The following is a 17,314-nucleotide window of genomic DNA, read 5'->3' as shown; positions in this document are numbered from 1 at the left end:
ACATGTCCGGAAATGCTCCGCTGACGAACGCACGGTCGGTACCGCAGATCCCGCACGCCGAAACCGCGAGGCGCACATGGTCGCGAGGCGGCGCTTCTGTTTCGACATCGACCAGTTTCAACTCCGCACCGGCGGATTGCACGTGAACAGCCTGATGATCGGACATCGGTATCCTCGCTTTCCCTCGGAACGACGGCGCATGTGCCCAGCACAAGGTCGATCTTGTTCAGCTGGGCCTGTTCGAGTGTTTCGTCGGGCCTCAGACCGGGAAGGTCACTCCGGTCAGTTTCTCCGAGACCGTCCACAAGCGTTGCTGAATCGCGGTGTCATGCGATTGCGGGCTCGATTCGACAACTTTCGGGTAGCCGCGGGTCTCCAGGAATCCACCCGGTCCGTAGTACTGGCCACCGAGCACGTCGGGGTCGGTGGCGGCGCGCAGTATCGACAGGGCCCCCATCGCTGGGCTCTGTGTGACGAGCGGTGCGACGACAGGCATGAGCGCACGCAGCGCAGTGGGCATGTTGCGCATCAAGTCGGTGTTCGCGGCACCGGGGTGCGCCGCGACCGCGATCGTGGTGCCGGTGCTGGACAGGCGTCGTTGCAGTTCGTAGGTGAACATCAGATTCGCCAGCTTGGACTGGCCGTAGGCCGCCACCCGGTTGTAGGACCGTTCCCCTTGGAGATCGTCGAAGTCGATCCGCGCCCTGATTCGATGTCCGACGCTGCTGACCGTGACCACCCGCGAGCCCGGCACCGGCAGCATTCTGTCGAGCAGCAGCCCGGTCAGTGCGAAGTGTCCCAGGTGATTCGTGCCGAATTGCAGCTCGAATCCGTCGCTGGTGGTCTGCCTCGGCGGGTACATCACCCCGGCGTTGTTGATCAGCAGATCGATAGTGGAAAAGGCCGACCTGAGCTGTTCGGCAGCATTGCGAACTGATGCCAACGAGGTCAGATCGAGCTGCTGGATTGTGGTGTCCGCGCCCGGAGCAGCACCGGCAATACGGTCCGCAGCATGTTTGCCCTTGTCGACATCCCGCACCGCCAACACCACCGACGCGCCGTGCACCGCCAGCGCCCGAGCTGCCTCGAACCCGAGCCCGCTGTTGGCGCCGGTGACGACCGCCACTCGTCCCTTCTCAGCTGGTATGTCTTGCTCGGTCCACCTGTTCGCCATATTTCCTCCCAAGGATCTCGATTTCTCGCCGCGGTCAGTCCGAATTCGGCCGCAATACCGCCGCGCCGTACCAGTGGCAGATCAGCAGCGCCAGCTCGACATCCAACCGGTCGTCGGTGATCGGCCGCCCGCGCCGCGAAACCGCCCGCCCGACCCGGTATTTCACCGAGTTGAAATGCAGATCGAGCTCTGCGGCAGCCGCCTTGTAGCTGGAACCGGTGCGCAGGAACACCCGCAGCGTCTCGCGCAGCCGGGCATCGTTGTCGTTGTCGGCAGCCAATTCGCCGAGCACCTCGCCCACCCATTCGCCGACCTCCGCGCTGCCGCCGTCGAACAGCGCCGCGGCCGACAACCCCGGCTCACTCGCCGCGATGATCCTCGGTTCCACATCGCCACCGGCGAGCGCGACCGAGCGTGCGCGCAGCGCATACCGATGCGACCGCCGGAAACCGGACACTCCCTGTCCCATGGTGCCGATCGCCAGATGCGGGGCATCCGGACACTTGGCGGCGAAATCACGGACCTTGTCCACCGCGTCGGACTGCTCGGACCGATATGGCAGCCAAGCCCAGGCGCTTGTCCGGTCGGCGGCCCCGACCAGCGGCGCGGCGTCCGCGCCGACCGCCTCGGCCAGCTCACGGACGAAGCGTTGCAGCCGGTTCAGCTCGTCACTGCTCGCGCCGGTGTCGGGATACCAGAGGATCAGCGCTAGGTGATGCCAACGCATCGGGTAGCGGATGGCTTCGGTCGCGGCATCGATATCGACCGGCTTCTTCCCGGACAGCACCTCGAGTACGCGCAGCGCGCGCACACTGTTGCGGCTCTCCAGCCACTGCTCGCGCTCGGACTCGTACACCGCGACGACCTGCTGGGTGATCCAGTCGATGTAGTCGAACATCGTGGTGGTGATCGCTTCCGCGACCGCGACACCATCGGCGGGCGCGATATCACCGGCCCGTAATTCGGCGAAGATCAACTCGGTCATCCGCCTGTGGCCGACCCGATAGGCGCGCACCAGGGCATTGACCGGAACTCCATGCTGGGCAAGGCGTCTGGCGTACTCGATGGCGGCCGTGGGAGCGTTGATCCGAGCGACCGGTATGTCGTGCTGCAGCGCGTGCAGGACGGTATCGAGATTGCCCTCCACGCTGGCGCCGAGCAGTTCGACGGTGCGAGGGTCGCCGCGTAACTCGGGGATATCGTCCTCGAGACCGCGCCGGAGGACCGCGCTGATTTCCGTCACCCGCTCGTTCATGCGGGCGGCGATCTCCGCGACATAGCGGCTCACATCGACATGACCGTCGCGACGAAAAGTCGTCACTCCCCAACGGTAGTTACTCGGCGGCTACCGCGCGGAAAATTGCGGTGTTGTGCTCCGGGGACAACACCGGCAGCGAACTGCGGATCGTGGAAATCAATCCGAATCAGCTGGCCCGGGCGGCGTATTCCGACGGTGTCCTTGCGGGTGACGGTGAGCAGTACGAGCGTGCTCGCACGGGTACTTCGGAGACGTGGCCGTCGATGATCGGTATTCCGTAGCCGCGTTCGAATTCGGCCAGCAGTTCGACGTCGACCGGGGCCGCGCCACAGATGGCGAACCGTACCGATGCGGTGTTCGGCCGGATCTGGGCGGGCAGATCCGACAGCAGTGCATACGTGGTCGGGACCGCGGAAATATATGTCGCACGGTTGCGCTCGATCCGGTCGAAGAACGTCTTCGGGCTGAAGGCCACGGTGGCGCGGCCACCGGCGAGTAGCGGCGACAACGTGCCGACCACGATGCTGTTGACGTGGCACAGCGGCAGATTCAGCAGGCTGTGGTCGGCCCCGTCGAGTTCGAATGCCTCGATCACCATTGCGCACATGGCGTTGAGGTTGGCGTGGTCGACCGTGACGCTGCTGGGTTTGCCTGTGGTGCCGTTGCTACAGATGAGCAGCGCCAGTGTGTCGTTGCGGGGCCGTGCGGGTTCAGCGACATCGGGGTCCGCGGCGGTGAGATCGTCGGCGGGGATCACCGCGTGCACCGGAGCCTCGGAAGTGGGCCGCTGCGCGGTGATCAGGACCTTGGCGCCCGAGTCGGTCAGCTGGCAGTCGGCTTCCGCGGCGGTCAGCGACGGGTCGATCGGGGTGACCGTGGCACCGACACGCCAGGTAGCGAACAGCGATACGACAAAGGCGGCAGTGTTCGGCAGCATGATCGCCACCACGTCGCCGCTCGACACTCCCGCGGCCCGCAGGGTAGCGGCGGCACGCCGCACAGCGTCGAGGAATCCTGTGTTGTTCAGGTCGGTGCTGTCGTCGGCGACGGCAGCCGCGTCCGGCGCGGCGGCCGCACGACGGTCCGGAAGAGTCGAAACATTCATCGGTGTCCTCGGTAGGGGTACAGGGAATGACGACAACGGTAGAAATCACGCCGCTGCTGGACACCGTCGTGCATGAACGAAATTCGCCGCGGGCATTGTCACCGGAGGACAATGCCCACCTCGCAATCCACCGTAGTAACTATCGCCTGGTCAGATGTCAGCCCTGCAAGCCCTGAACCGGCTTGTGCGTGTGGGCTTCGATATCCGTAATGGCCGCGTGCAGCAGTTGGTGGGCCAGATCTTGCAGCGCACGGGCACAAGCAAGCTCATCGCCGATGGCGGGGACGTTCTCGTCGGCGGGATTGGTGTGAGCGGAACCGGCCGAGATCAATGGCTCATCTCCGCGGCCGATCAGCTGGGCTTTTACTTTGGTCAGGCGGTCGAGTTCTTCGATGGCGATGGAGATGTTCCAAGTTTTCGACGGCATTCGCACTGCCCTCCAGATTCAGCGGGGACTGTGTCGCTTCACCTCCAATATCGCACCATCATGGCTCGCGCACACCATGCTCGGTTCGGCGATTTTGCCGACCATGCGCTCGTATCGGGGCGATACCCTTGGGCAGGGAGGTTTGGCGGAAAGGAAATAATGTGGGGCAACGCGACCTGGGCCGCATCGCGCGTAGCCGCTGGCTGAGCGCCTGGCGCTGATCCGAGCGACCGATGTACGAGCCGACCGATCTGGTCGATCCAGCTGAGCGAACCCGCACAGCGCTTGCCGCCGTGGTGGCACGGTTTTCCAAGGCTTGGGCGTCCGGGTCCCCACCAGACCTGTCGGCGTACCTGCCCCGCGAACCGGCCGAGCGGCGCACGATACTGATCGAACTGATCAAGATCGATCTCGAATACCGCTGGCTTCGCTATCACTTTCCCAAACGACTGTTCGAATACCGCGCGGAATTCGCAGAGCTGCAAAATGGTCCGCTTCCGGCCGAACTGGTCTACGAGGAGTTCCACGCCCTGCGCCGCGGTTCGCACACAGCCGATGCGGCTACCCTCGCCGAGGCCACCGCCACGGCGGCCGGTCCTGATCTCGCACAGCTCACGAGCGACTACCGCAGCACGATGATTGCTCGTCCGAGTGCCCAAATGGTTCTCGACACGATCGATGTCGGCCACCATATCGACGATTTCGATCTCCTGATGAGGATCGGGGCCGGTGCCTTCGCACAGGTGTATCTCGCTCGACAACAATCAATGCAGCGACTGGTCGCGGTCAAGATTTCCCATAACCACGGCAACGAGCCGCAGACCCTCGCGCAATTGGACCACGAATACATCGTGCGCATCTTCGATCAGCGCCTCATCGCCGACGGCGAGCTGAAACTGCTGTACATGCAGTACCTACCCGGGGGAACGCTGCTCGACGTGCTGCGTCTGCAGCACTCGACGCCTCCGGAATACCGCAGCGGGCAACTGCTGCTCGATGCCATCGACAAGGTACTTGCCGATAAGGGCGAGGTTCGGCCGACGGAATCAGCTGTTCGGACTCGGACCGCCGCACTGACGTGGCCGGAGACCGTCGCCTGGCTGGGCCGCCGACTCGCGGACGCACTGCAGCACGCGTCCGACCGCGGGGTATTGCATCGAGACATCAAACCCGCGAACGTGCTGCTGAGCGCCGAGGGAATCCCGAAACTGGCCGACTTCAATGTCAGCTCCAGCAAACACCTCAAGGGGACGAGTCCCCTCGCGTACTTCGGCGGATCACTGGCGTACATGTCGCCCGAACAGCTCGAAGCCTGCCATCCGGACCTCCCGGCGACCGCCGCCGACCTCGATACTCGAAGCGACATCTACGCGCTGGCTGTCATGCTGTGGGAGTTGCTCACGGGACACCGGCCATTCGCGGATGAAACCTGCGCGGGCGAGTCGGAGACATCGCTGGCCCGCATGCTCGAACTGCGGCGCAGACCCGTCGAGTCGACGTTCCTGTCGGAGCTTCCGCCGGATTGCCCCGCGGCGTTGCGCCAAGTGCTGCTGAAGTGTCTGTCGCCCGACCGCGAAGACCGCTACTCCTGCGGTTCGGAATTGGCCCAGCAGCTCGATTTGTGTCTCGAGGAACTGGCCCGCGACCTTGTCTATCCGCCGCCGAACAGCTGGCGGGCTCGGCTTTCGCGCTGGCCCACCCCCATCCTGTGGTTGTCTTCGCTTGTCGGCGTCACCCTGGCTACCGCCTACATGGCTGTGCACGTCCAGGAGCTGATCAGAGAGCAGCTCTCCGATGCCACCAACTCACAGCTGAACAAGGGTGTCATCGTTTTCATCCTTTGCGCCTCGCCGCCTGCCATCCTCATCTACGCATACATGTCGCGTGATTTGCTCGCGGTTCCTCGCGGTTTGCGCGCTGGCAGACGCTACGACGAGGCAAAGCTCGCGCGGGTGCGGTCGAGAACACTGTTCTGGGGCGACCTGTGTGCGATGAACACCCTGCTGTTCGCGGTTTGCGCAACGGTGACGGGAGTGATGTTGCTTCGCTGGTTCACCGATCTACCGGCGCGGCTGATAGTCCATGCCGCGGCAACCGTTCTGGTGGCGGGCACCATCTCTGTTGCGTACACATTCTTCCTTTCCACGTTCTACGTCGTCCGCTGCGTCTATCCCATCTACCTGCGCCACGGCCGCACATCGGCGCACGACGCCGCCTATCTGCGTGCGCTGCGTCGCAGACTCACGGCCTATCTCGCGGTGACGGCGTCGGTGCCGCTGGTCGGGGTGCTGGCCGGATTCACCGCCCTCGAACCCGAGGAGCTTCCGCTCGTGCGCGATTCGGTGTTGGGGTTGTGCGCGGCCTCCGGGCTCGCGTTCGTCGCCGCTTATTGGTTGTTCCGCAAGCTGGATGCCGACCTGCGCGCACTCGAGCGAGTGGTCTTGCAAAAGCCTGATTCTCGCTGACGGCATTATTCGGTGGCCGGATTGCGCCCTTGCGTTGTATGGAAAACCACGTACGGAATATCGGAGCAATCGCAGAACTCCGCAGCGTAGGATTCACCTCGGGGCTTGTCGAAAGGCGAGGTCGGGATGCATGAAATGGCTATAACCCAGTACCTTGTCGACGCCGTCTGCGAGCATGCGCAAGGGCGCCTTGTGCACGACGTGACGGTCGAGGTCGGCGCGCTGTGCGCTGTTGTGCCCGAGTCCATGCAGTTCTGTTTCGAGCTTGCCACCGAGGCAACGATCGCCGAGGGAGCAAAGCTGGACCTGCGCATTGTCGAAGGGACGGCGCATTGCCGGAACTGCGGGGCGGAATTCCTCCTGCCCGACCTCATCGTGCTGTGCCGTTGCGGCAGCGCCGATGTCGAGATAACCGCGGGGCGGGAACTTCGAATCGTATCGATGGAGGTGAGTGAGCGATGTGCGCAACCTGCGGATGCGAGGGCGACGGGGTCGCTGTGATCACCGTCGGACATCAGGACCACGATCACCCGCACGATCATGGCCACCATGAGCATGGTCCCGGGCATGAACACGAACACCCCCACGAACACGCTCTGACCACGCTGACCCTCGAACAGAAGGTGCTCGCCAAGAACGACGAGCTCGCCGCGGCCAACCGTGCGCGATTGCGTGAACGTGGGATCTTGGCGCTGAATATGACCAGTTCGCCCGGCGCGGGGAAAACGACCCTGATCGAGCGGACGATCCGCGAACTCGACTCGGTTCCGGTGGCCGTCATCGAGGGCGATCAGGCGACCCTGCTGGACGCGCAGCGCATCGAGGCAACCGGCTGCAAGGTCGTGCAGGTGAATACCGGCGCGGGCTGCCATCTCGATGCGGACATGATGCGACGCGCTCTCGACGCGCTGGATCCGGCGCCGGGCAGCCTGCTGTTCGTCGAGAATGTGGGCAATCTGGTCTGTCCGGCATTGTTCGATCTCGGCGAGGCGGGCAAGGTCGTGATCATCTCGGTCACCGAGGGCACCGACAAGCCGTTGAAATATCCGCACATGTTTGCCGCGGCGGAGCTGGTGCTGATCAACAAAACCGACCTGCTGCCATATGTGGATTTCGATTCAGGGCGATGCGTGGAATACGCGCAGTCGGTGAATCCCGGCGTAAAGATCCTTCCGGTATCGGCGGCCACCGGCGATGGACTGGCCCTCTGGTACGACTGGCTCGAGGCCCGGCTAACCGTCGGCATACCGATACCTTGAAAGCCGTCAGCTCTCAGACCTAGACTCATGTGATCAGAGTCACACGCGGATCTGTCGGCGTAGCTGACCAGAGATTTATCCGCGTGCCCCCGCTGCGGAAGGTGGCAGTCCGATGCCAACTCAGGAAGCAGTAAAAGCCGAAGACACCTTGATCCACGTCCTCTGGATCAATGCGGGACTCAGCTGTGACGGCGATTCGGTGGCCCTCACCGCCGCCACCCAGCCGAGCATCGAAGAGATCGCACTCGGATCACTCCCCGGATTGCCGAAGATTGCCGTGCATTGGCCGCTCATCGATTTCGAATGCGGTCCGACCGGCGGCGCGGACGATTTCCTGGAGTGGTTCTTCAAGGGAGATCGGGGCGAACTCGATCCGTTCGTTCTGGTCGTCGAGGGGTCGATCCCCAATGAGCAGTTGCACGAAGAGGGTTACTGGTGCGGCTTCGGCAACAATCCTGCGACCGGTCAGCCGATGACGACGAGCGAATGGCTCGATCGGCTGGCGCCGAAGGCGACCGCGGTGGTCGCCGCGGGCACTTGCGCGACGTACGGCGGTATCCACGCGATGGCGGGAAATCCGACCGGCGCGATGGGTGTCCCGGACTATCTCGGCTGGGAATGGAAGAGCAAAGCGGGCATTCCGATCGTCTGCGTGCCCGGCTGCCCGATCCAGCCCGACAATCTGTCCGAAACCCTTACATACCTTCTCTATATGGCCACGGGCCAGGCGCCGATGATCCCGCTCGACGACGCGCTGCGCCCGAAGTGGTTGTTCGGCGCCACCGTGCACGAAGGTTGCGACCGAGCGGGCTACTACGAGCAGGGTGATTTCGCCGAAGAGTACGGATCACCGAAATGCATTGTGAAGCTGGGCTGTTGGGGCCCGGTCGTCAAGTGCAACGTGCCCAAGCGCGGCTGGGTCAACGGCGTAGGCGGCTGCCCGAATGTGGGTGGCATCTGCATCGGCTGCACGATGCCGGGATTCCCGGACAAGTTCATGCCGTTCATGGACGAACCGCCGGGCGGCAAGATCTCCTCGACCGCTTCCGGGCTGTACGGGTCGGTGATACGCAGTCTGCGCCACATCACCGGCCGCACCGTCGACAAGGAACCGCGCTGGCGGCACAAGGGCGGGAAGCTCGAATCCGGCGCGACACGCACCTGGTAGGGAGATATTTCGATGACAGAGATCATTCCCGATCCGTCACTTCGCAAGATCGAACCCGACGCCCTGGTAGAGATGGCCTGGGATCCGATCACCCGCATCGTCGGCAGCCTCGGCATCTACACCAAGATCGACTTCAACAGTCGCGAGGTGGTCGAGTGCCACAGCACCTCGTCGATCTTCCGTGGCTATTCGATTTTCATGAAGGGCAAGGACCCGCGCGACGCGCACTTCATCACCAGCCGCATCTGCGGCATCTGCGGTGACAACCACGCGACCTGTTCGTGTTACTGCCAGAACATGGCTTACGGGGTCAAACCACCGCCCATCGGCGAGTGGATCGTCAACCTCGGCGAGGCCGCCGAGTACATGTTCGACCACAACATTTTCCAGGAGAACCTGGTCGGGGTGGACTTCTGCGAGAAGATGGTCGCCGAGACCAACCCGGGCGTGCTCGAACGCGCCGAGCGCACCGAGGCGCCGCGCGCCGGTGACCACGGCTATCGCACCGTCGCCGACATCATGCGGGCGCTCAATCCGTTCACCGGCGAGTTCTATCGGGAGGCGCTGCAGGTCAGTCGGTACACGCGCGAAATGTTCTCCCTGATGGAGGGCAGGCACGTGCACCCGTCGACGCTGTATCCCGGTGGGGTCGGCACGGTCGCGACGATTCAGCTGATGACCGACTACATGTCGCGGTTGATGCGGTACGTGGAGTTCATGAAGAAGGTCGTGCCGATGCACGACGACCTATTCGACTTCTTCTACGAGGCGCTACCGGGCTACGAGCAGGTGGGTCTGCGCCGCACACTGCTCGGCTGCTGGGGATCGTTCCAGGATCCAGCGGTATGCAATTTCGACTACAAGGACATGGAGCAGTGGGGCCGGGGGATGTTCGTCACCCCTGGCGTCGTCGTGGACGGGAAGCTGATCACCACCTCGCTGGTGGACATCAATCTCGGCCTCCGGATCCTGTTGGGCAGTTCGTATTACGAGGACTGGACCGATCAGGAAATGTTCGTCACGACCGATCCGCTCGGCAATCCGGTCGACCGGCGCCATCCGTGGAATCAGCACACCAACCCGAGACCGCAGAAGCGCGACCTGGACGACAAGTACAGCTGGGTGATGTCCCCCCGCTGGTTCGATGGCAAGGACCATCTCGCACTCGACACCGGAGGTGGGCCCCTGGCTCGCCTGTGGGCGACGGCGCTGGCCGGGCTGGTGGACATCGGTTACGTCAAATCCACCGGATCCAGTGTGCAGATCAACCTGCCCAAGACCGCGTTGAAGGGCCCGGTCACCTTGGAATGGAAGATTCCGGCGCACGGCAGCAACACGATCGAACGCGACCGGGCGCGAACCTACTTCCAGGCCTACGCGGCGGCATGTGCGGTGCACTTCGCCGAGCAGGCGCTCGCTGAGATCCGGGCGGGCCATACCAAGACCTGGGAACACTTCGAGGTGCCCGACGAGAGCATCGGCTGTGGTTTCACCGAGGCGGTGCGCGGTGTGCTGTCGCACCACATGGTCATCCGGGACGGCAAGATCGCCAACTACCACCCGTATCCGCCGACGCCGTGGAACGCCAGTCCGCGTGACTCCTTCGGTACGCCGGGGCCTTACGAGGACGCGGTCCAGGGCCAGCCGATCTTCGAGGAGAACGACCGGGAGCACTTCAAGGGCATCGACATCATGCGCACGGTGCGCAGCTTCGATCCATGCCTGCCCTGCGGGGTGCACATGTATCTGGGCAACGGCGTCACCCTGGACAAGCTCCATTCACCGACGCAGGCGCTCACCGCGGAATGACAGGTCGGGCCGACGACGGGAGGCACAGCGTGGATGGTGGCCCGCAGCAGCGAGCCAGACCGATCGACGACAACCAGTGGCGGGGCGCGGGTGATCGGATCGACACCCTGCTGGATGCCTGTTCGGCAGGCGGGCCGGTGGCGCGCGAGCGCGCCGAGCGTCTCGTGCGTGAGGTCGTCGACCTCTACGGCGCGGCACTGGGCCGGATCACGGCCGGGCTCGACGACCGGATCGTCGAGCAGCTGACTCGCGACGATCTGGTCGCGAGCCTGCTGTTGGTGCACGGCCTGCACCCGCACGACGTGCGAACGAGGGTGGCGACGGCGCTGGACAGCGTCCGTCCCTACCTCGGCTCGCACGGCGGCGATGTGGCGCTCATCGACGTCGCCGACGGTGTCGTGCGGCTCGAGCTGTCCGGCAGCTGTCGCACCTGCCCTTCATCGTCGGTGACGCTGGAACTGGCGGTGGAGGATGCGGTGCGTGCGGCCGCACCGGAAATCGAGGCCATCGAGGTGGTCGCCGCGACGACAGAGCCGCAGGCGGGGGTGATACCGGCCGAAGCGTTGTTCGCGCGGGTACACACCGCTGATCCGCCCGCGGGCAGCTGGATCTCGGTCCCGGAGCTCGCGGACCTGGCGGCAGGCGAGGTCGGCGGGTTCACAGTGGCCGATGTGCCGGTGCTGGCCTGCCGGGTCGGCGCGGACCTGTTCGTCTATCGCGACCGCTGCGCGGCCTGTGGGCGTTCGATGGCGGGTGCCGCGCTGCACCGAAAGATGGGAGCTCCGGCCAACGCGGCGGTGCTGCGCTGTCCGGGGTGCCTGGCCCATTTCGACGTGGTGCACGCCGGAACGCGGTTGGACGGCGAGGGGCATCTCGAGCCGCTGCCCGTGCTGGTGCGTTCCGGCGAGATCTCGGTCGCGGTGCCCGCGGAGGTCCGAGGATGAACCAGGGTCTGCGCGCACTGCGTCGCATCGCGACCGATCCGACTCCGCCCGCAGCGGCCGGAGAGCGGTGCGAAATGTGCGCCGAACCGGTCGGTGCGCAGCACCGGCATGTGGTGGATATCGAAGGCAGGCAGCTGATGTGCGTATGCGTGGGCTGCTATCTGCTGTTCACCGATCAGCACGCCGCGCTGCGCTACCGGGCGGTGCCCGACCACTACGTCTCGTTCCCCGACTGCGCGATCGGTCAGGGTGAATGGGACACCCTCGAAATCCCGGTCGGCCTGGCGTTCTTCTTCGTCAATTCGGCGCTCGGCCGCACTGTCGCGTTCTATCCGGGACCGGCCGGGGCCACCGAATCCGAACTGCCACTGCGGGATTGGCAGGCGATGCTGGATCGCCATCCCGAACTCGACCGGCTCGCACCGGATGTCGAGGCCCTGCTGATCCGGATGCCCGAGCGCGGCGGTCCCGGTGCGGTCCTGCTGCTTCCGATCGATGCCTGTTACGAGTTCGTCGGACGGATGCGGATGCTGTGGCGCGGATTCGACGGCGGCAAGGAGGCCAGGGACTACATCGCGGAATTCTTCACCACGATGTCGGCTCGGGCCCGGCCGGAGGTGGCGTGATGAGCCCGGCCTATGCGATGACCTTCGCGGTGCTCGAGGTGCGACCGGAACCATACGCGGTCGCCCCGAATCTGTCGGCGCGCATCGGCATCGCCGCGCTGGCCGAGGAGCCGGTGCACGCGATCGCGCTGCGCGCCCAGGTGCGCATCGAACCCTTCCGGCGCGGCTACTCCGACGCCGAAGGCGCGGGGCTGCTCGACCTTTTCGGCCCGCGCGAACGCTGGCACGAAACACAGAAGTCGTTCACCTGGATGCACTGTGCCACCATGGTGCCCGGCTTCTCCGGCGGCGCCGAGGTGGAACTGCCGATGCCGTGCACCTACGACTTCGAGGTCACCGGATCGAAGTACCTGCACGCCCTGCGCGAGGGCACCGTGCCCCTGATCTTCCTGTTCAGCGGCACCGTATTCATCAGGGGGGAAACGGGTTTCGCGGTTCAGCAGGTGCCATGGGACCGCGAGGACAAATTCGACATGCCGGTCACGGTATGGCGCGATCTCATGGACGCCCACTATCCGAACTCCGGCTGGGTGCGGTTGCGCAGGGAGAATGTCGAAGCGCTGGCCGCCTACAAGTCTTCGCACGGATTGCTCGGATTCGACGACGCTGTCGCGAAACTTCTCACCGAGGAGTCCGCGCCGTGAACGCCGCCATGACCCGTGCCCGCGCCGTCGCCGACGCCGTACTGTACGAGGGGTATCTGCTGTACCCCTACCGGTCGGATGCCCGAAAGAACCAGTCCCGCTGGCAGTTCGGCGTGCTCGGCCCGCGCGGCGCGGCCGCGGCCGGAGTCGGTGAGGACGATTCGCTGGCCGCCGAATGCCTCGTCCGCGCGTCCGATGCCACGCAGATCACGCTCACCGCGCGGTTCCTGCAACTGCAGCGCCGAACTGTCGAACTGGACGGGACCGAGCGCGCCGAACTGATCGTCGACGGCCGCCGATGGGTCAGCTGGGACGAGGCTACCGAATGCGAAATAACCTGCGGCCCTTTGACTTTGGTTGACACTACGAGGCCGATCGAGGTACCGGGCTGGCAGGCGGTCGAACCGATTCCGGGATCGACGGCGGGCACGGTGGTGCGCACTCGAGCACCGATCGAGGGCACACTCGAATTGACCATCGCCCCCGAGGGCGACTATCGACGGATCGGAATACGGCTGCGCAACAGCGGCGGCGCGGCCACCAGTTCAGCCGACGCCACAGCCCGCTCCATGCTTGGCGCCCACGTAATCGCCGAACTCGACGACGGTGAGTTCGTCTCGCTCCTCGACCCCGAACCGGGCGCCGAGACGGCCGTCGGGCACTGCGCCCAGCACCGCTGTTTCCCGGTGCTGGCCGGGCCGCCCGGCCACCACGGCGTTGTCCTGGTGTCGCCGATCATCCTCTACGACCATCCCGAGATCGCCGAGCAGAGCGCGGGCCAGCTGTTCGACTCCACCGAGATCGACGAAATCCTCACCCTGCGCGTGATGACGCTCACCGACGACGAAAAGGAACGGGCCCGCGCCACCGACCCGAGAGCGGCCGAGATCATCGACCGCTGCGAAGGGATGACGCCCGAGGCCATGCACGACCTGCACGGGCTGTGGCGCGAACCGGCGCCGCACCTGGTGCCCGAGGTACCCGAGGGCATGAGCTGGTGGGATCCCGCAGCCGACGGCGCGGTGCGCCCGGAATCCGACGCGGTCCCGATCGCCGGGGTGCTGGTACGCAAGGGCAGCCGGGTTCGGCTGCGCCCGACGCGGCGCGCCGACGCACACGACCTGTTCTACGAGGGCAGGGCGGCGCGCGTCACCTCGGTGCACGCCGACGTCGACGGCGAAACGCACGTCGGTGTGGTCATCGACGACGATCCGGCGGCCGATCTGCACGAATGGTATGGCCGCTACCTGTATTTCGCTCCAGATGAGCTCGAACCGATTGTCAACGGCGACGAGTGAAAGGAATACGGTCATGGAAGTAGTCGGTGTGGTCGCCATCGCGGTGGTGGCAGTCATCGTCGTGGGCGGCGCGTATGTCGGCATACGGTCGATCCCCGACCTCAGGCGTTATATGAAGATTCGCCACATGTGAGATGAGCGCCCGTGTGCTCATTGCCGGGATCGGCAATATCTTCCTCGGCGACGACGGATTCGGCCCCGAGGTGGTCAGTCGGCTGCCCACGGCGTGGGAGGAGAACCAGCGGATCGTCGACTACGGCATCCGCGGGTTGCACTTGGCCTACGACCTGCTCGACGGGTGGGATGCGGTGGTGCTGGTGGACGCCCTGCCGAATACCGGCGAACCCGGACGCGTGCAGATACTGCGCGCCGAACACGAGTCGGGGGCGACGACGGCAATGGACGCGCACGCGATGAATCCCGAGGCGGTCTTCGCCGCGGTGCGCGCGCTCGGCGGTGTCGTGCCGCCGACCGTCGTCGTCGGTTGCCAGGTCGACTCGGTGGCCGAGGGAATCGGTCTCAGCCCTGCCGTCGCCGCGGCCGTCGACCCGGCGGCGGCCGAGGTCACGCGCATCGCGGCGCAATTGCGCGCTGGACAGGAGGTGTGAGGATGTGCCTTGGCATTCCGGGGCGGGTCGTGGAGATTCCGGACGGCTACCACGGGCAGATCGCCGTGGTCGAGGTATCCGGGGAGAAGCGCAAGGTCAATATCGGTCTGCTCGACGCGGATCAGTCCGCCGCACCAGGTGATTGGGTGATCATCCACATGGGATTCGTCGTCGAGAAGACCGACGCCGATGGCGCGGAGCGGGCGATGGCCGGGCTGCGCCTGCTCGGCAGCGGAGAACAGCCGTGACAGCCGACCGCGTTCGCCGCCGCCTGCTCGTGCGCGGCGTAGTGCAGGGCGTCGGGTTCCGGCCATTCGTCTACACCACGGCCGTCGAGCTCGCGCTGACCGGCAGTGTCGCCAATGACACGGACGGCGTCGTCATCGAGATCGAGGGCGCCGAGGCGTCGGTGCGGGAGTTCATTCGCCGGGTGCACGACTCTCCACCGCCGCTGGCCGCCGTCGCCTCGGTCGAGCAGACCGCGGTCGATATCCGCGGCGGTACCGGATTCCGGATCGGGGACACCCGGCGCGGCGGCGCCGGACGCACCCTGGCCTCACCCGATGTGGCGATCTGTACGGACTGCGCGCGGGAACTGCGCGACCCCGCCGATCGCCGCTACCGCCACCCCTTCGTCAACTGCACCAACTGCGGCCCGCGATTCACCATCATCGCCGGACTGCCCTACGACCGCGAGCGCACGTCCATGGCCGATTTCGCCATGTGCCCGCGCTGCGCCCGCGAATACGCCGACCCCGCCGATCGCAGGTTTCACGCCCAGCCCATCGCCTGCCCGGACTGCGGGCCCACCCTGTCCTACGCCGGACCCGGCGATCCGTCCCGACCACTCGCCGCGGCGCGCGAATTACTTTGCGCCGGAGGCATTCTCGCGGTCAAAGGCATCGGCGGCTACCACCTCGCCTGCGATGCCGACAACGACACGGCCGTGGCCGAATTGCGTCGCCGCAAGCGGCGCGGCAACAAGCCGTTCGCCGTCATGGTCGCCGACCTGGACGCCGCGGCGCGCGTCGTGAGCATCGATCCCACCGGTGCGGCCCTGCTGAGCGGTCCGCAGCGGCCTATCGTCCTGCTGCCGCGTGGCCAACGGCCCGTCGCCGACGCGGTCGCGCCGGGCAATCCCGACCTCGGCGTCATGCTCGCCTACACCCCACTACATCTGCTGTTGTTCGGCCTGCCCGGCGACCCACCCGGCCCCGACGTGCTGGTCATGACCTCCGGCAATCTCGGCGGCGAACCGATCTGCTACGACGACGCCGACGCCCGCACCCGTCTGGCCGGGCTCGCCGACGCCTGGCTCGGCCACAACCGGCGCATTCTCGTCCCGTGCGACGACTCGGTGGTGCGTGTCGTGGACGGCGCCGAGCTGCCGGTGCGCCGCTCCCGCGGCTACGCGCCGCTCCCGCTGGCGCTGCCCATCCCGGTGCCGCCGACCCTGGCGGTCGGCGCCGACCTGAAGAACACCTGCGCCGTCGCCGACGGACGGTACGCCTGGCTCAGTCAGCACATCGGCGACATGGACGATCTGGCCACCTTGCAGGCATTCGACACGGCGCGATCCCACCTGGAGGAACTCACTTGCGTGCACCCGACCCAGCTCGCCGCCGATGCACACCCCGGCTACCGTTCGACCGCGTGGGCCCGGGCGAACGCGGCCGACCGACCGGTGCACACGGTGCAACACCATCACGCGCATCTGGCCGCGGTGATGGGCGAGCACGGTATCGATGCGAATGAGACGGTCCTCGGCATCGCCTTCGACGGCACCGGGTACGGACCCGATGGCGCGGTCTGGGGCGGTGAGGTGCTCGTCGCGGGATACAAGGGCTACCGCCGCATAGCGCACCTGTCCTACGTGCCCTTGGCGGGCGGCGACCTCAGCGTCCGCAAGCCCTATCGGATGGCCCTGTCGCATCTGCGCACCGCGGGCATCGAGTGGTTCCCCGGCATCGCCTCGGTCGACGCCTGCCCCGAAGCCGAGCGGGCCGTGCTCGCACACCAATTCGACACCGGGCTCGGCTGCGCGCCGACCTCGAGCATGGGCAGGCTGTTCGACGCGGTCGCCTCCCTGGCCGGGGTGCGGCACATCGTCGACTATGAGGCGCAGGCCGCGATCGAACTCGAGGGTTTGGCCCGCGGGGCAGGCGCGGCGGCGGGCCGGTACCGATTCACTTGGCACAACGGCGATCCCGCCCGGATCGATCCTGCCCCGGTACTCGCCGAGGTCGTCGCCGACGCCGCAGGCGGCGTACCGCCCGCGGTCATCGGCGCCCGATTCCACGCCGCCGTCGCCGACCTCGTGCACGACACCGCACGGCGATTCGCCGCGCCCGCGTCGGTGATCGCGCTGTCGGGCGGTGTGTTCCAGAACGCGCTGCTGTTGTCGAGCTGTACCCGTCTGCTGCGGCAAGACGGATTCCGTGTCATCAGTCATCGCAGACTGCCACCGAACGACGGCGGGATCGCGTTCGGTCAGCTCCTGGTAGCCGGTGCGGTGTGAGTGAAGGAGAC

General features: G+C 65.9%; 17 protein-coding genes and 1 pseudogene. 13 read left to right on the top strand and 5 right to left on the bottom strand.

Features of this window, described 5'->3' with window-relative positions; genetic code table 11:
* From NP3_RS50500 to NP3_RS20180, 5 genes and pseudogenes are all read right to left on the bottom strand, one after another.
* Positions 1 to 166, bottom strand: a pseudogene (locus NP3_RS50500) (alcohol dehydrogenase); the annotation flags it as partial.
* 93 nt (positions 167 to 259) lie between these two features.
* On the bottom strand, positions 260 to 1,174 hold the full coding sequence (locus NP3_RS20195; protein ID WP_063043149.1) for an SDR family NAD(P)-dependent oxidoreductase: 915 nt from the start codon (positions 1,172 to 1,174) through the stop codon (positions 260 to 262).
* A 34-nt stretch (positions 1,175 to 1,208) separates the two neighbouring features.
* Complete coding sequence (locus NP3_RS20190) at positions 1,209 to 2,429, bottom strand: PucR family transcriptional regulator (protein WP_084508721.1); 1,221 nt, start codon at positions 2,427 to 2,429, stop codon at positions 1,209 to 1,211.
* A 169-nt stretch (positions 2,430 to 2,598) separates the two neighbouring features.
* The gene (locus NP3_RS20185) at positions 2,599 to 3,537 is read right to left on the bottom strand and encodes a class I adenylate-forming enzyme family protein (RefSeq protein WP_063043147.1); all 939 of its coding nucleotides are present in this window, start codon (positions 3,535 to 3,537) and stop codon (positions 2,599 to 2,601) included.
* Between the two features lie 157 nt (positions 3,538 to 3,694).
* The gene (locus tag NP3_RS20180; protein WP_063043146.1) at positions 3,695 to 3,964 is read right to left on the bottom strand and encodes a DUF1876 domain-containing protein; all 270 of its coding nucleotides are present in this window, start codon (positions 3,962 to 3,964) and stop codon (positions 3,695 to 3,697) included.
* A 233-nt stretch (positions 3,965 to 4,197) separates the two neighbouring features.
* Here NP3_RS20180 and NP3_RS20175 point away from each other — a divergent pair, with 233 nt between their 5' ends.
* From NP3_RS20175 to hypF, 13 genes are all read left to right on the top strand, one after another.
* Positions 4,198 to 6,429 carry a serine/threonine-protein kinase gene (locus tag NP3_RS20175; protein WP_063043145.1) on the top strand — a complete coding sequence of 744 codons (2,232 nt, stop codon included), beginning with the start codon at positions 4,198 to 4,200 and terminating at the stop codon, positions 6,427 to 6,429.
* Positions 6,430 to 6,555: 126 nt separating this feature from the next.
* Positions 6,556 to 6,930 carry a hydrogenase maturation nickel metallochaperone HypA/HybF gene (locus tag NP3_RS20170; protein ID WP_063043144.1) on the top strand — a complete coding sequence of 125 codons (375 nt, stop codon included), beginning with the start codon at positions 6,556 to 6,558 and terminating at the stop codon, positions 6,928 to 6,930.
* Positions 6,888 to 7,688, top strand: a complete 801-nt coding sequence (gene hypB, locus NP3_RS20165; protein ID WP_063043143.1) for a hydrogenase nickel incorporation protein HypB — start codon at positions 6,888 to 6,890, stop codon at positions 7,686 to 7,688. Before NP3_RS20170 ends, hypB begins: the two co-directional genes overlap by 43 nt.
* Before the next feature lie 112 nt (positions 7,689 to 7,800).
* Complete coding sequence (locus NP3_RS20160; RefSeq protein WP_063043142.1) at positions 7,801 to 8,856, top strand: NADH-quinone oxidoreductase subunit B family protein; 1,056 nt, start codon at positions 7,801 to 7,803, stop codon at positions 8,854 to 8,856.
* 12 nt (positions 8,857 to 8,868) lie between these two features.
* The gene (locus NP3_RS20155) at positions 8,869 to 10,665 is read left to right on the top strand and encodes a nickel-dependent hydrogenase large subunit (protein ID WP_063043141.1); all 1,797 of its coding nucleotides are present in this window, start codon (positions 8,869 to 8,871) and stop codon (positions 10,663 to 10,665) included.
* Positions 10,666 to 10,694: 29 nt separating this feature from the next.
* Positions 10,695 to 11,609, top strand: coding sequence for a NifU family protein (locus NP3_RS20150; RefSeq protein WP_063043140.1), 915 nt, complete (start codon positions 10,695 to 10,697; stop codon positions 11,607 to 11,609).
* Positions 11,606 to 12,235 carry a DUF5947 family protein gene (locus NP3_RS20145; RefSeq protein ID WP_063043139.1) on the top strand — a complete coding sequence of 210 codons (630 nt, stop codon included), beginning with the start codon at positions 11,606 to 11,608 and terminating at the stop codon, positions 12,233 to 12,235. Before NP3_RS20150 ends, NP3_RS20145 begins: the two co-directional genes overlap by 4 nt.
* Positions 12,235 to 12,879, top strand: a complete 645-nt coding sequence (locus NP3_RS20140) for a DUF6084 family protein (RefSeq protein ID WP_063043138.1) — start codon at positions 12,235 to 12,237, stop codon at positions 12,877 to 12,879. Before NP3_RS20145 ends, NP3_RS20140 begins: the two co-directional genes overlap by 1 nt.
* Positions 12,876 to 14,177 carry a hypothetical protein gene (locus NP3_RS20135; protein WP_084508718.1) on the top strand — a complete coding sequence of 434 codons (1,302 nt, stop codon included), beginning with the start codon at positions 12,876 to 12,878 and terminating at the stop codon, positions 14,175 to 14,177. The genes NP3_RS20140 and NP3_RS20135 overlap by 4 nt, the downstream gene beginning before the upstream one ends.
* A gap of 13 nt (positions 14,178 to 14,190) precedes the next feature.
* Positions 14,191 to 14,310, top strand: a complete 120-nt coding sequence (locus NP3_RS51530; RefSeq protein WP_373864772.1) for a DUF6893 family small protein — start codon at positions 14,191 to 14,193, stop codon at positions 14,308 to 14,310.
* 1 nt (position 14,311) lies between these two features.
* On the top strand, positions 14,312 to 14,785 hold the full coding sequence (locus NP3_RS20130) for a hydrogenase maturation protease (RefSeq protein ID WP_063043137.1): 474 nt from the start codon (positions 14,312 to 14,314) through the stop codon (positions 14,783 to 14,785).
* 2 nt (positions 14,786 to 14,787) lie between these two features.
* The gene (locus NP3_RS20125; protein WP_063043136.1) at positions 14,788 to 15,033 is read left to right on the top strand and encodes a HypC/HybG/HupF family hydrogenase formation chaperone; all 246 of its coding nucleotides are present in this window, start codon (positions 14,788 to 14,790) and stop codon (positions 15,031 to 15,033) included.
* The gene (gene hypF / locus NP3_RS20120) at positions 15,030 to 17,303 is read left to right on the top strand and encodes a carbamoyltransferase HypF (RefSeq protein ID WP_063043135.1); all 2,274 of its coding nucleotides are present in this window, start codon (positions 15,030 to 15,032) and stop codon (positions 17,301 to 17,303) included. The genes NP3_RS20125 and hypF overlap by 4 nt, the downstream gene beginning before the upstream one ends.
* Positions 17,304 to 17,314: the final 11 nt, after the last annotated feature.

It is taken from the genome of Nocardia pseudovaccinii NBRC 100343 (assembly GCF_001613225.1).
Classification (GTDB): domain Bacteria; phylum Actinomycetota; class Actinomycetes; order Mycobacteriales; family Mycobacteriaceae; genus Nocardia; species Nocardia pseudovaccinii.
Note: the sequence above shows the minus strand (reverse complement) of the source record. Positions and strands in the feature narration are given on the sequence as shown.

What these genes read in the sequence shown, in the direction of transcription:
- NP3_RS20170 (WP_063043144.1), top strand. Translation starts at nt 6,556, where the DNA reads ATGCATGAAATGGCTATAACCCAGTACCTTGTCGACGCCGTCTGCGAG.
- NP3_RS20190 (WP_084508721.1), bottom strand. Translation starts at nt 2,429, where the DNA reads ATGAACGAGCGGGTGACGGAAATCAGCGCGGTCCTCCGGCGCGGTCTC.
- NP3_RS20155 (WP_063043141.1), top strand. Translation starts at nt 8,869, where the DNA reads ATGACAGAGATCATTCCCGATCCGTCACTTCGCAAGATCGAACCCGAC.
- hypB (WP_063043143.1), top strand. Translation starts at nt 6,888, where the DNA reads ATGTGCGCAACCTGCGGATGCGAGGGCGACGGGGTCGCTGTGATCACC.
- NP3_RS20175 (WP_063043145.1), top strand. Translation starts at nt 4,198, where the DNA reads ATGTACGAGCCGACCGATCTGGTCGATCCAGCTGAGCGAACCCGCACA.
- NP3_RS20140 (WP_063043138.1), top strand. Translation starts at nt 12,235, where the DNA reads ATGAGCCCGGCCTATGCGATGACCTTCGCGGTGCTCGAGGTGCGACCG.
- NP3_RS20125 (WP_063043136.1), top strand. Translation starts at nt 14,788, where the DNA reads ATGTGCCTTGGCATTCCGGGGCGGGTCGTGGAGATTCCGGACGGCTAC.
- NP3_RS20195 (WP_063043149.1), bottom strand. Translation starts at nt 1,174, where the DNA reads ATGGCGAACAGGTGGACCGAGCAAGACATACCAGCTGAGAAGGGACGA.
- NP3_RS20185 (WP_063043147.1), bottom strand. Translation starts at nt 3,537, where the DNA reads ATGAATGTTTCGACTCTTCCGGACCGTCGTGCGGCCGCCGCGCCGGAC.
- NP3_RS20160 (WP_063043142.1), top strand. Translation starts at nt 7,801, where the DNA reads ATGCCAACTCAGGAAGCAGTAAAAGCCGAAGACACCTTGATCCACGTC.
- NP3_RS20130 (WP_063043137.1), top strand. Translation starts at nt 14,312, where the DNA reads ATGAGCGCCCGTGTGCTCATTGCCGGGATCGGCAATATCTTCCTCGGC.
- NP3_RS20180 (WP_063043146.1), bottom strand. Translation starts at nt 3,964, where the DNA reads ATGCCGTCGAAAACTTGGAACATCTCCATCGCCATCGAAGAACTCGAC.
- NP3_RS51530 (WP_373864772.1), top strand. Translation starts at nt 14,191, where the DNA reads ATGGAAGTAGTCGGTGTGGTCGCCATCGCGGTGGTGGCAGTCATCGTC.
- NP3_RS20145 (WP_063043139.1), top strand. Translation starts at nt 11,606, where the DNA reads ATGAACCAGGGTCTGCGCGCACTGCGTCGCATCGCGACCGATCCGACT.